We start from the raw sequence: 13,043 nt of genomic DNA, 5'->3' as shown, positions 1-13,043 counted from the left end.
GGCACGTGGGTTTCAGAAGGCGGCACTGGGCGTCGGCGGCGGCATCGTCGGCGCTGGCCCTGCTGGCGGCGACCGGCTGTACGAGCACGCCGGACGACTCGGCGAAGCCTGCCGACGCGCCGTCCACGTCCGGTGTGCCGTCCCCGGACGTGGCCCGGGTGTGCGCCAAGCCCGCCGCCGGGCCGGCGAAGGCACCGGCGGGCGCGGTGACCGTCGACCCGTCGGTGGTCGGTGACCTGGCGGCGAAGACCAAGAGCAGCCCCCCGAACACCACGTTCTGGCTGCGGCCGGGCAAGCACCGGCTCGACCCGGACCGCTATTCCCAGGTGATCCCCAAGAAGGGGAACCGCTACCTCGGTGCGCCGGGCGCGGTGCTGGACGGCGGGAAGAAGAACCAGTACGCGTTCGGCGGCGATGCCCCCGACGTCACGATCCGCCACCTGACCGTGCAGGGTTTCGTCGCGCCGCACGACCAGGGCGTGGTCAACCATGACTCGGCCGACGGGTGGGTGATCGAGCACGCGACGATCCAGAACAACTCCGGTGCCGGGCTGATGGCCGGTGCCCGCCAGCAGGTCCGCGCCAACTGTCTGCGCGACAACGGCCAGTACGGCATGAACGCGTACAAGGGCGGGGGCCGTATCACCGGCCTGGTGGTCGAGGGCAACGAGATCGTGGGCAACAACACCGACGACTGGGAGCGGCGGCGGGACGGCTGCGGCTGCACCGGAGGCATCAAGTTCTGGGCCGTCAACGGCGCGGATATCCGCGGCAATTGGGTGCACGACAACCGTGGCACAGGGTTGTGGGCGGACACCAACAACAACGACTTCCGCATCGAGAACAACGTGATCGAGGCCAACGACGGCGCCGCGCTGATGTACGAGACCAGCTACAACGCGGTCATCCGGAACAACACGATCCGGCGCAACAACTGGGTCGAGGGCCGCAAGTACACCGCCGGCGAAGACAACTTCCCGTTCGCGACCGTCTACCTGTCCGAGTCCGGCGGCGAACCACGGATCCGAGCCCGCACGGACAAGATCGAGATGTACCGGAACGTGCTGGAGAACAACTGGAACGGGATCACCCTGTGGGAGAACGCCGACCGGTTCTGCAACAGCCCGGCCAACACCTCGTCCGGTGACTGCACCTTGCTGGTGAAGAAGACCGACCGCTGCGCGAAGCCGGCGATCGCCAAACCACCGCTCTACGCCGACTGCCGGTGGAAGACCCAGCGGGTGGACATCCACGACAACCGCTTCGTGCTGGACACGTCCGTCGTCAAGTGCACGGTGAAGTGCGACCGCATGGCGGTGCTGTCCAACTACGGCACCTATCCGGACTGGTCGCCGTACCAGGGCGAGAAGGTGGCTCAGGCGATCACTCACAAGCAGGACAACCGCTGGCACGACAACGTCTACCTCGGACCGTGGAAGTTCGTCGTCCAGGACCAGAGCCGGCTGATCGACTTCGCGCAGTGGCAGGGGAAGAGCTACCGGCAGGACGCGGGGAGCACCCTCGACTCACGGGCCGGTGGTTGAGATGGCGACACAGTTCGACGCCGAACCGCGCCCTGCCGGCACGCCGAAGATCGTCGGGGTCGCCTGGGGGCTGCTGGCCCTCAACACGCTGGGCTCCACCGGGGCGGACACCATCGTCCCGCTGCCCCGCTCCCTCATCCAGTTGGTCACCATGGGCTCGCTGGTCGCCGCGTTCGCGCTGGCGCTCGCGGTCAATCCCCGGCTGCGCATCAGAGCGAGCGCTTTCTTGTTCCTGCTCACCCTGCTGCTGGTGCCGAGCATGATCTCCAGCGTGGCCCTGGAGTCCGGGTTCGGCGCGCTGTTCCGCTGCGCCCGGCTGGCTCTCTTCATCGGCACGCTGTGGCTGCTGAGCCGCTGGTGGGACGGCAGCCTGACGTTCGTCCGGCACCACATCCGGACGTACTTCGCGGTGCTCGCGACGGTGGCCGTCGGCGCGGTCATCTCACCGGGCGCGGCCATGCCCGAGCGCTATGGCGGGCGGCTGGTCGGCGCGTTGTGGCCGCTCACCCCGCCGCAGATCGGACAGTACGCCGCGGTGATCATCGGGCTCACCGTGCTGCTCCTGCTCGGCCGCCGGACCGACCGGACCAGCGCGGCGGTGGTCATCGTGCCGTCACTCGCCCTGCTCGCCCTGACCCATACCCGGACGGCCACGATCGGTCTGCTCATCGGGCTGGCGCTGGCGATCGGTTCGCTCATCCTGACCAGCGCCGCCGCCCGCCGGTTCTTCGTGTGGACGGTGCTGTGCGCCGCGGTGGCCGCCGTGGGATTCGCCTCCGCGCTCCAGGCATGGTTCCTGCGCGGACAGAGCAAGGAGTACTTCACCAGCCTCACCGGCCGCGCCAAGGTCTGGGACGCCCTGCTGGCCGAACCCCGCACGACCGCGGAGAAGGTGTTCGGCATGGGCCTGGGCGACAAGTCGTTCGGCGGGCTGCCGATCGACAACAGCTGGCTGGCCGTCTACCAGGAACAGGGTCTGATCGGCGTCACCTTGGTGTCGGCGATCATCATCGTTCTCGGAGGCGTCGCGTTGCTGCGGCCGCCGTCGCTGCAGAGGGCCTGCGCGATCTTCCTGATCGGCTACTGCGCGATCGCGTCGTACACCGAGGCAGGCCTCGGCGACGCCTCGCCGTATCTGCTGCATCTGGCCCTGGCCGCCTCGCTGTTGGCGGCACCCGCCACGACGGCTCCGCTCGCGATACCCGAAGTCCCGCGGCGACACGTCCCGCGCTGGGCCCGTAGATCGGAGGTGGTCTGAGCATGCACGTCCTCGTGGTGCACAACCGCTACGCCTCGGCGCAGCCGAGCGGGGAGAACAAGGTCGTCGACCAGGAGGTGGAACTGCTGCGCGCGGCCGGCCACCGGGTCGACCTGTTCGAGCGGCGCAGCGACGACATCGCCGCCCGGTCCCTGCTCGGCAAGGTGGCGGTGCCGCTGCTCGTGCCGTGGAACCCGGGGGTCCGCACGGAGCTCGCCGCCCGGCTGCGCGCCGACCGGCCGGACGTGGTCCACGTCCACAACGTCTTCCCGCTCCTGTCGCCCGCGGTCCTGGCCGCCTGCGCCGACGTCGGGGTGCCCGCCGTCGCCACGCTGCACAACTACACGCAGGTCTGCCCGCCCGGCACGCTGCAGCGGGACGGCCGGCCCTGCACCGAGTGCGTCGGGTCGACGCCGCTGCCCGCCGTCCGGCACGGCTGCTACCGCGGCTCCCGCCTTGCGACGGTGCCGCTCGCGGTCAGCCTGTCGGTCAACCGGCGGCGGTGGTGGTCCGGCGTCGAGCGGTTCTTCTGCATCTCCGCGGCACAGCGCGACGTCCTGGTGGCGGCCGGCATGCCGGCCGAACGCCTTGCGGTGAAGCACAACTTCGTGCCCGACCCGGACGACCGCCGAGCGGGCGAGGGCGAGCATCTGCTCTATCTCGGCCGGCTCGCGGAGGCCAAGGGCGTACGGCTGCTCATGGCCGCGTGGGACGAGATCGCGGCGAGCGGCGGGGTGGGCGTGCCGCTCGTGATCGCCGGCACGGGGCCACTGGAGCGAGAGGTGACCGCCTGGGCGGCCGGCCGGGACGACGTGCGCTACGTCGGCCTGCTGGACCCGGCGGAGTGCCGGAAGGCCGTCGCGCGGTCCGTCGCCGTGGTGGCTCCCTCGACCTGGCTGGAGGCGTTCGGCCTGGTGGTCGTGGAGGCGATGGCGGCGGGGGTGCCGACCGTCGCCGCCGGTCACGGCGCCTTCGTCGAGCTGGTCGAGGACGGGGTGACCGGGCTGCTGCACCGGCCGGGGGAGTCGGCCTCGCTCGCGGCCCGCATACGCCGGATCGCGGCCGAGCCGGCCCGGAACCGGGAGATGGGCGAGGCGGCCCGGCGCCGCTACGAGCGGGACTTCAGCCCGGCCGTCGGGCTGGAGCGCCTGCTGGAGGAGTACCGCACCGCGATCGCGGGTCGGTCGGAATCAATGGGGGACGGAATCAATGGGGGGCAGTAGATGACACGATGCCGACTGTGCGGCTCGGAGGCGCTGGCGAGCGTCGTCGATCTCGGGGCGACGCCACCGTGTGAGAGCTTTCTCGCCGCGGACCAACTGGACCAGGCGGAACCGGCGTACCCGCTGCACCTGCGGGTGTGCACCGACTGCTGGCTGGCGCAGATCCCGCCGCTGATCACGCCGGAGGAGACGTTCAAGGAGTACGCGTACTTCTCCTCGTACTCGACCTCCTGGGTGGAGCACGCGCGTACGTTCGTCGCCGACGCGGTGCAGCGGGTGGGTCTCGACACCAACGGCTCCGACGCCTTCGTCGTCGAGGTCGCGAGCAACGACGGATACCTGCTGAAGCACGTGGTGGACCGGGGGATCCGCTGCCTGGGCGTCGAGCCGTCGGTGAACGTCGGCGCCGTGGCGCGCGAGGCGGGCGTACCCACGCTCACGGAGTTCCTGAGCCCTCAGACCGGCTCGGCCGTGCGCGCCGAGCACGGCCCGGCCAACCTGGTCGTGGCGAACAACGTGTACGCGCACATCCCCGACGTGGTCGGGTTCACCCAGGGGCTGCGCGCCCTGGTCGCCGACGACGGCTGGGTCTCCATCGAGGTGCAGCACCTGCTGACCCTGATCGAGGAGAACCAGTACGACACGATCTACCACGAGCACTTCCAGTACTACACGGTCGCGTCCGCGATCCGGGCCCTGGCGAGCGGCGGACTCGCGCTCGTGGACGTCGAGTTGCTGCCCACGCACGGCGGCTCCATCCGCCTGTGGGCCCGGCCGGCCGAGGTGGCGGGCGAGCCGACGGAGCGGGTGGCCGACGTACTGGCCCGGGAGAAGGCCGCCGGGCTGCAGGAGCTGTCCGGGTACACCGAGTTCTCCGCCCGGGTGGCGAAGGTGCGCCGGGACCTCCTCAAGTTCCTCATCGAGGCGGCCGAGCGCGGCGAGACGGTCGTCGGCTACGGCGCTCCGGGCAAGGGCAACACGCTGCTCAACCACTGCGGCATCCGCCCCGACCTGCTGCCGTACACGGTCGACCGCAACCCCTACAAGCACGGCCGGTTCACCCCGGGCACCCGCATCCCGATCCTGCCGCCCGAGCAGATAGCCGCCGACAAGCCGGACTACGTCCTCGTCCTGCCATGGAACCTGCGGGCCGAGCTGGTCGAGCAGCTGTCCTTCATCCACGAGTGGGGCGGCCGGCTGGTCTTTCCCATCCCGGAACTGAGCATCGTCGAGGTCGCGTCCAGAAAGGTCACAGCATGAAGGTCGTTCTGTTCTGCGGCGGTTACGGGATGCGGATGCGCAACGGAACCTCCGACGACGTCCCCAAGCCGATGGCGATGGTCGGCCCGCGACCGCTGATCTGGCACGTCATGCGCTACTACGCGCACTTCGGGCACACGGAGTTCATCCTGTGCCTCGGCTACGGGGCCCACCACATCAAGGACTTCTTCCTCAACTACGAGGAGACGACGTCCAACGACTTCGTGCTGCGCGGCGGGCGGACCGAGCTGCTGTCCACCGACATCTCGGACTGGACGATCACGTTCGCGCAGACCGGCATCGAGTCACCGATCGGGGAGCGGCTGCGCCGGGTGCGGCACCACCTGGACGGCGACGAGATGTTCCTCGCCAACTATGCCGACGTGCTCACCGACGCCCCGCTGCCGGAGATGATCGAGAAGTTCGCCCTGCGCGACGCCGGTGCGTCGATGATGGTGGTGCCGCCGCAATCCTCCTTCCACTGCGTGGAGTTGGGCGAGGACGGCTTGGTGGGGGGCATCACCGCGGTGAGCGACATGCCCCTGTGGGAGAACGGCGGCTACTTCGTGCTCCGCCAGGAGGTCTTCGACCACATACCGGAGAACGGGGACCTGGTCGCCGACGGCTGCGCCCAACTCGCCAAGCAGGGGCGGCTGGTGGCCCACCAGCACCGCGGCTTCTGGAAGCCGACCGACACCGTGAAGGAGCGGGCCGCGCTCGACACCGCCTACGCCCGAGGCGACCGCCCCTGGGCCGTGTGGGAGCAGGACAGTGCCGGGGTGAACGCGTGATCCGGCTCGGCGCCGGGCGCCTGGACCGGATCGTCGCGGTGGGCGCACACTGCGACGACATCGCCATCGGCGCCGGCGGCACGCTGCTGACGCTGTGCCTCGCGCACCCGGGTATCCGTGTCGACGCGCTGGTGCTCTCCGGCGGCGGCAGTGAGCGCGAGCAGGAGGAGCAGGCCGCGCTCGCCGCCTTCTGCCCGGGCGCCGACCTGCGGCTGACCGTGCACAAGCTGCCGGACGGCCGGCTGCCCGTGCACTGGGACGAGGCCAAGGCAGCGGTCGAGGAGCTGCGCGGACAGACCGACCCGGATCTGATCCTGGCCCCGCGCACCGACGACGCGCACCAGGACCACCGCGGCCTGGCGCAGCTGATACCCACCGCGTTCCGCGACCACCTCGTGCTCGGCTACGAGATCGTCAAATGGGACGGCGATCTCGGCCGTATGGGGGCGTACCAGCCGCTGTCGCCTGAGATCGCGGAACAGAAGGTGCGGCTCCTGCAGGAGCACTACGCCTCGCAGCGGCACCGGCCCTGGTACGACCGGGAGGCCTTCCTCGGCCTTGCGCGGATCCGCGGCATCGAATGCCACGAGCGATACGCCGAGGCGTTCGCCGTCACCAAACTCACGCTCGATCTGGGGGACTGAACTTTGCGCGTACTGCTGACCGGACACCAGGGCTACCTGGGCACCGTGATGGCCCCGGTCCTCGCGGCCGCCGGGCACGAGGTCGTCGGCCTCGACTCCGGCCTGTTCGCCGACTGCGTCCTCGGCCCGACGCCCGCCGACCCGCCGGGGCACCGGGTGGACCTGCGTGACATCACGGCCGAGCACGTGGCCGGGGTGGAGGCCGTGATCCACCTGGCCGCGCTGTCCAACGACCCGCTGGGATCGCTGGCGCCGGACCTCACCTACGACATCAATCACCACGCCTCCGTACGGCTGGCCCGGCTGGCCCGCGACGCCGGAGTGCGACGCTTCCTGTACGCGTCGACCTGCTCGGTGTACGGCGCCGCCGGCGGCGACGGCCTGGTGGGCGAGGACGCCCCGCTGCGCCCGGTGACGCCCTACGCGGAGTCCAAGGTGCGGGTGGAGGACGACCTGCACGCGCTGGCCGACGGCGACTTCACCCCGGTGTTCATGCGCAACGCCACCGCCTTCGGCTACTCGCCCCGGCTGCGCGCCGACATCGTGCTGAACAACCTCGTGGGCCACGCGCTCCTGTCCGGCGAGGTCCTGGTGCTCTCCGACGGCACCCCTTGGCGCCCGCTGGTGCACGCAGCCGACATCGCCCGGGCCTTCACGGCGGCGCTGGCCGCGCCGCGGGAAGCGGTGCACGACCGGGCGTTCAACATCGGCAGCGAGATCAACAACGTCACGGTCGCCCAGATCGCCGAGCAGGTCGCCGAGGCGGTGTCCGGCGTGAAGGTGGTGATCACCGGGGAGAACGGCGCCGATCCGCGGTCGTACCGGGTGGACTTCTCCCGGTTCCGGGCCGCGATACCCGGCTTCGACTGCGAGTGGACGGTGAAGCAGGGCGCGCTGGAACTCGCGGACGCCTACCAGAAGTTCGGCCTGACCAGCGAGGCCTTCGAGCAACGCTTCACCCGCCTCGCCGTGCTGCGCGCGGCGTCCGAGGCCGGAACCGTCGACGACACCCTGCGGTGGCGCCCGTGACCGAGATCGGCGAGGAGATGTACGCCCTGGTGGAGCGGATGTACCCGCTCTGCCGGAGCATCACGGGCGACGGCGTGCGTGCCACCTTGGACATCGTCGGCGAGTACATCCCGCTGCAGGTGCACGAGGTGCCGACCGGCACGCAGGTGCTCGACTGGACCGTGCCCCAGGAGTGGAACATCCGCGACGCGTACATCGCCGACAGCGCAGGCAAGCGGGTCGTCGACTTCGCCGCGTCCAGCCTGCACGTGCTCGGCTACAGCGTGCCGGTGGCGACGACCATGCCGCTGGCCGAGCTGCGCGAACACCTGCACACCCTGCCGGACCACCCGGCCTGGGTGCCGTACCGCACCAGTTACTACAAGCCGGAATGGGGATTCTGCCTGGCCCAGGAGACCTTGGACGCGATGCCGGACGGCGACTACGAGGTGCGCATCGACTCCACGCTCGCGGACGGCCACCTCACCTACGCCGAGCATGTCGTCCCCGGGCAGGTCCAGGACGAGGTGATCGTCTCCTGCCACGTCTGCCACCCGTCGCTGGCCAACGACAACCTGGCCGGCATCGCCGTGGCGACGTTCCTGGCCCGGGAGCTGGCCCGGCAAACGCCGTACTACACCTACCGGTTCATCTTCGCCCCCGGCACCATCGGAGCGATCACCTGGCTGGCCCGCAACGCGGAGCGGGTGGAGCGAGTCAAGCACGGCCTGGTGTTGGCCTGCGCCGGAGACTCGGGCCACCTGACGTACAAGCAGAGCAGGCGCGGCGACGCGGAGATCGACCGGGTGATGCGGCACGTGCTGGCCGCCTCCGAACGCCCGCACCAGGTCAAGGAGTTCACGCCGTACGGCTACGACGAGCGGCAGTACTGCTCGCCCGGGTTCGACCTGGGCGTGGGCTCGCTCACCCGGACCCCGTACGCCGGCTACCCCGAATACCACACCTCGGCGGACAATCTGGACTTCGTCTCCCCGGAGGCGATGGCGGACACCCTCGCGGTCTGCCGCGAGGCGTCCGCAGTCCTCGACCGCAACCGGCAGTACGTCAACCTCAGCCCTTACGGCGAACCGCAGTTGGGCCGGCGCGGGCTGTACGACGCGCTCGGCGGCCGCAGCGACACCAAGCAGGCCCAGATGGCCATGCTCTGGGTCCTCAACCTGTCCGACGGCGACCACAGCCTGCTGGACGTCGCCGAGCGGTCCGGGCTGCCGTTCGGCACCGTCGCCTCCGCGGCCGACGCCCTGCACGGAGCCGGGCTGATCAAGACATGACGCCGATGACCACCAAGGGGGAGCAGACGGCGCGACCGGCCGGATCCGCCCGGCGGGCCCTCGCCGGCCGGCTGTCCTGGGGACTGGCCGACCAGGCGGTCTCCAGCATCAGCAACTTCGTGGTGGGCATGTACGTGGCACGCTCGCTCGGGCTGGCCGCGTTCGGCGTGTTCAGCCTGGCCTGGGTGACCTACGGCGTGGTGCTCAACGTCTCCCGCGGACTGGCCACCGACCCGCTCGTGGTGCGCTTCAGCGGTGTGCCGGAGCCGTCCTGGCGCGCGGCGACGACCCGGTCGACGGGTACCGCGCTCGGCGTCGGCGGTGTCATCGGCGTGGCGTCCGTCGTGGTCGGGCTGGGGCTCGGCGGCAGCATGGGCGCCGCGTTCGTCGGCCTCGGCGTGGTAATGCCGGGACTGCTGCTGCAGGACGCCTGGCGGTTCTCGTTCTTCGCCGCGGGCGCCGGGCGGAAGGCGTTCGTCAACGACCTCGTGTGGGGCGCTGCGCTGATCCCGGCCCTGGTGGCGGCCGCCCGCGTGGGCACCGTGACCGCTTTCGTGCTCGCCTGGGGCGGGTCGGCGGCGGTGGCCGCGGGGTACGGCTGCGTCCAGTCCGGCATCCTGCCCCGGCCGACCCGGGCGCGCGCCTGGCTTCGCGAGCAGCGCGACCTCGGCTACCGATACCTGCTCGAGAACGTCGGCGTCAGCGGCGCGAGCCTGCTGCGGGCGTACGGGCTCGGCCTGGTCGTCGCGGTGAGCGCGGTGGGTGTGGTCCGGGGCGCGGAGCTCCTGATGGGCCCGTTCCTCGCCGTGCTGATGGGTCTTTCGCTGGTCACCGTCCCGGAGGCGGCACGGGTGCTGCGGCAGGCCCCGCATCAACTGGGCAGGTTCTGCCTCCTGCTCGGCGCCGGGCTGGCCGCCGCCGCAGTGCTCTGGGGCACCGCGCTGCTGCTGGTGCCGGACCGTCTCGGCGAGCACGTGCTCGGCAGCGTCTGGTACCCGTCCTCCGAGCTCATCGTGCCCATCTCGCTCGGCGTCGCGGGCGCCGGCCTCGGCGTCGGCGCGGCGGCCGGGCTCCGCGCGCTCGCCGCCGCCCGGCGCAGCCTGCGCTGCCAACTGTTCGCCTCCGCCTGCTACGTCGGCGGCGGGGTCGGCGGTGCGGCCGTGGCCGGCACGGCCGGCTCGGCCTGGGGCGTCGCCGCCGCGAACCTCGGCGCCTCGGTCCTGTGGTGGCTGCAGCTGCGGTCCGCCCTGCGCGAGCACCGGCACAACACCATCAGCGAAGAGAGGACCACATGACCCGCCATCCCCGGCTCAGCATCGGCCTGCCCGTGTACAACGGGGAGGAGTACCTCGCCGAGTCGCTCGATGCCCTGCTCGGCCAGACCTACGAGGACTTCGAGCTGGTCATCTCCGACAACGCCTCGACCGACGGAACCCAGGACATCTGCCGCCGGTACGCCGCGAAGGACTCGCGTATCCGCTATCTCCGGCTGCCCCGGAACATCGGCGCCGCACCGAACCACAACTACGTGTTCACCGAGTGCCGGAGCGAGCTGTTCAAGTGGGCCTCGCACGACGACCTGTACGCCCGGGACCTGCTGCGGCGCTGCGTTCAGGCGCTGGACGAGCGGCCGGACATGGTCCTCGCGCACAGCGGCCAGGCGGTCATCGACGGCGACGGCCAGGTGACGGTCCCGTACGAGTACGGGCTGGCCACCGACTCGCCGCACGCGCCGGAGCGCTTCCGCAGCCTGCTGTTCGAGCCCGGTGGCGACGACTTCTACGGGGTGATGCGAGCCGACGTGCTGCGCCGGGTGAAGCCGCACGACAGCTACCACCACGCGGACCGCACGTTCGTCGCCGAGATCACCCTGCACGGGCCCTTCCACCAGGTGCCGGAGCTGCTGTACTTCCGTCGCGACCACCCCACCCGCGCCGAGCGGGCGAACCCCTCCAAGCGCTCCCGGTGCGTCAATCTGGACCCGCGCCGGGCCGGCCCGCTGCATCCGACGCCCCGGCTGCTCGCCGAGTACGTCTGGGGCTTCGTCTCGGCGATCCGGCGGGCGCCGTTGTCCCCGGCCGACCGGCGCGCGTGCTACCGCCACCTGGCCGCGTGGATGACCAGCCGCACCCGGCCGGGTGCGGGCGAGCGGGTCGAGGACCGCGCCCCGGTCGACCCGGGCGGGCTCACGGTCTCCGTCGACGCGATCGTCGCCGGCCGGGAGGGGAGGCAGGCATGACCTCGACGAACAGAACTCAGGTGCGCGTCGGCCTGTTCGGCCTGTTCGGCGCCGGCAACTCCGGCAACGACGCGTCACTGGAGGCCATCCTCGGGTACCTGCGCACCGAGCACCCGGAGGCGGTCGTGGACGCGCTGTGCGGCGGGCCCGAGGTCATCACGGCCCGGTACGGGATCCCCGCGGCGCGGATGAACTGGAACCGCGGTGAGTACCGGACCGCTTCGAGTGTCGTCGCCATCGCGACGAAGGGTCTGGGCAAGCTCGTCGACGCCGTCCGCACCGCCGCTTGGGTGCGCCGGCACGACGTGGTGATCGTGCCGGGCACGGGCGTCCTGGAGACCACGCTGCCGCTGCGGCCGTGGGGCTTCCCGTACTCGCTGTTCCTGCTCTGCGCGAGCGGCCGGCTGCTGCGCACCCGGGTCGCACTGGTCAGCGTCGGCGCCTCCGAGATCGGCGACCGGGCGACCCGGACCCTGGTGCGCTGGTCGGCGCGGCTGGCCGCGTACCGGTCGTTCCGGGGCGCCCACTCCCGCGACGCGATACGGGCGATGGGCGTGGCCACCGCGCGCGACGAGGTCTATCCGGACCTCGCCTTTTCGCTGCCGGCGCCGCGGGCGAGCACGCCCTCGGGCCCGCCGGGCCCGGTCTGCGTCGGCGTCATGGCCTGGCACGGCAGCAACGACGAGCGTGCACGGGCCGAGGAGATCCACCGGCGCTACCTCGACGGGACGATCCGGTTCGTCCGCGCGCTGGTCGAGGACGGCCGGCCGGTCCGGCTGCTCACCGGGGACGAGCTCGACCGGCCGGTGGCCGCCGCGGTCCTCGACGCGGTGGACTCGCCGCTGGTCACCGCCGCCGAGGCGGCCTCGCTCGCCGACCTGATGAAGGAGGCGGCGGCCGCCGACACCGTGGTGGCGACCCGCTACCACAACCTGGTCTGCGCGCTGAAGGTCGGCACGCCGACGCTCGCCGTCAGCTATTCGGAGAAGAGCGACGATCTCATGGCCCAGATGGGACTCGGCGCGTACTGCCACCCGGCGCGCGAGGTCGACGCCGACAGGCTGCTCGAGCAGTTCCGGGAGCTGGAACAGCGATCGGCGGAGCTGCGGCGGACCCTCCCGGAGCGGAACGAGGACGCCGCCCGGCGCGTCGAGGACCAGTTCACCGCCTTGACCACGGCCCTGTTCCCGCCGGCCGGCCGCACCCACACCACGCAGGAGACTCCATGAAAGCGATCGAAGTCCCGGAGATCGCCGGCGCGTACCTCTTCGAGCCGACGCCGTACGCCGACGAGCGCGGCTTCTTCTGCCGCACCTTCGACGCCGACGTGGTCCGCTCGGTGGGCCTCGACCCGAACGCCTTCGTCCAGGACAGCCTGTCCCGCTCGGTCCGGGGCGTGCTGCGCGGCCTGCACCTGCGTTCCGGTGCCGGCGAGGCCAAGCTGGTGCGCTGCTCGTACGGGAAGATCTTCGACGTCGTCGTGGACCTGCGGCCCGACTCGCCGACGTACCTGGGCCGGGCGTTCTTCGAACTGTCCGGCGAGACCCAGACGACCCTGTACATCCCGGCGGGCTGCGCGCACGGCTTCCAGGCGCTCACCGAGACCGCCGACACCTCGTACCGGATCGACCGCCCGCACGATCCGGCCGAGGACGTGACGATCGCCTTCGACGACCCGGAGCTCGCCATCCCCTGGCCGCTGCCGGTCACTTCGATGTCTCAGCGGGACCGGGAGGCGCCGAGCCTCGCCGACGTCCTCAAGCACAGGGAGAGTTGAGGTCGTC

At 71.3% G+C, this 13,043-nt stretch carries 12 protein-coding genes; all 12 read left to right on the top strand.

Annotated features, from left to right (window positions below):
• The first annotated feature begins 5 nt into the window (after nucleotides 1-5).
• From OG828_RS08020 to rfbC, 12 genes are read left to right on the top strand one after another with little or no spacing between them, the layout of a single operon-like run.
• Nucleotides 6-1,544: a right-handed parallel beta-helix repeat-containing protein gene (locus OG828_RS08020; protein WP_328500633.1), complete on the top strand. Its 1,539-nt coding sequence runs from the start codon at nucleotides 6-8 to the stop codon at nucleotides 1,542-1,544.
• Nucleotide 1,545: 1 nt separating this feature from the next.
• On the top strand, nucleotides 1,546-2,802 hold the full coding sequence (locus OG828_RS08015) for an O-antigen ligase family protein (RefSeq protein WP_328500632.1): 1,257 nt from the start codon (nucleotides 1,546-1,548) through the stop codon (nucleotides 2,800-2,802).
• Between the two features lie 2 nt (nucleotides 2,803-2,804).
• On the top strand, nucleotides 2,805-4,025 hold the full coding sequence (locus tag OG828_RS08010; RefSeq protein WP_328500631.1) for a glycosyltransferase: 1,221 nt from the start codon (nucleotides 2,805-2,807) through the stop codon (nucleotides 4,023-4,025).
• Entirely contained in the window at nucleotides 4,026-5,285 is a 1,260-nt protein-coding gene (locus OG828_RS08005) for a class I SAM-dependent methyltransferase (protein WP_328500630.1), read from the top strand. It begins immediately after the preceding gene.
• Nucleotides 5,282-6,076 carry a glucose-1-phosphate cytidylyltransferase gene (locus OG828_RS08000; protein WP_328500629.1) on the top strand — a complete coding sequence of 265 codons (795 nt, stop codon included), beginning with the start codon at nucleotides 5,282-5,284 and terminating at the stop codon, nucleotides 6,074-6,076. Before OG828_RS08005 ends, OG828_RS08000 begins: the two co-directional genes overlap by 4 nt.
• Nucleotides 6,073-6,720, top strand: a complete 648-nt coding sequence (locus OG828_RS07995; RefSeq protein ID WP_328500628.1) for a PIG-L deacetylase family protein — start codon at nucleotides 6,073-6,075, stop codon at nucleotides 6,718-6,720. Before OG828_RS08000 ends, OG828_RS07995 begins: the two co-directional genes overlap by 4 nt.
• Before the next feature lie 3 nt (nucleotides 6,721-6,723).
• The gene (locus tag OG828_RS07990) at nucleotides 6,724-7,749 is read left to right on the top strand and encodes an NAD-dependent epimerase/dehydratase family protein (protein WP_328500627.1); all 1,026 of its coding nucleotides are present in this window, start codon (nucleotides 6,724-6,726) and stop codon (nucleotides 7,747-7,749) included.
• Nucleotides 7,737-9,020, top strand: a complete 1,284-nt coding sequence (locus OG828_RS07985; RefSeq protein WP_328500626.1) for a DUF4910 domain-containing protein — start codon at nucleotides 7,737-7,739, stop codon at nucleotides 9,018-9,020. Before OG828_RS07990 ends, OG828_RS07985 begins: the two co-directional genes overlap by 13 nt.
• Nucleotides 9,021-9,025: 5 nt before the next feature.
• Nucleotides 9,026-10,315, top strand: a complete 1,290-nt coding sequence (locus OG828_RS07980) for a hypothetical protein (protein ID WP_328371645.1) — start codon at nucleotides 9,026-9,028, stop codon at nucleotides 10,313-10,315.
• A complete protein-coding gene (locus tag OG828_RS07975) occupies nucleotides 10,312-11,259 on the top strand; it encodes a glycosyltransferase family 2 protein (protein ID WP_328500625.1) in 948 nt (315 codons plus the stop codon). Before OG828_RS07980 ends, OG828_RS07975 begins: the two co-directional genes overlap by 4 nt.
• Complete coding sequence (locus OG828_RS07970; RefSeq protein ID WP_328437291.1) at nucleotides 11,256-12,488, top strand: polysaccharide pyruvyl transferase family protein; 1,233 nt, start codon at nucleotides 11,256-11,258, stop codon at nucleotides 12,486-12,488. Before OG828_RS07975 ends, OG828_RS07970 begins: the two co-directional genes overlap by 4 nt.
• Nucleotides 12,485-13,036: a dTDP-4-dehydrorhamnose 3,5-epimerase gene (rfbC, locus tag OG828_RS07965; protein WP_328500624.1), complete on the top strand. Its 552-nt coding sequence runs from the start codon at nucleotides 12,485-12,487 to the stop codon at nucleotides 13,034-13,036. The genes OG828_RS07970 and rfbC overlap by 4 nt, the downstream gene beginning before the upstream one ends.
• Nucleotides 13,037-13,043 lie beyond the last annotated feature (7 nt).

This window comes from Streptomyces sp. NBC_00457 (assembly GCF_036014015.1).
Classification (GTDB): domain Bacteria; phylum Actinomycetota; class Actinomycetes; order Streptomycetales; family Streptomycetaceae; genus Streptomyces.
This window is presented reverse-complemented; position numbering and strand designations above follow the sequence as displayed.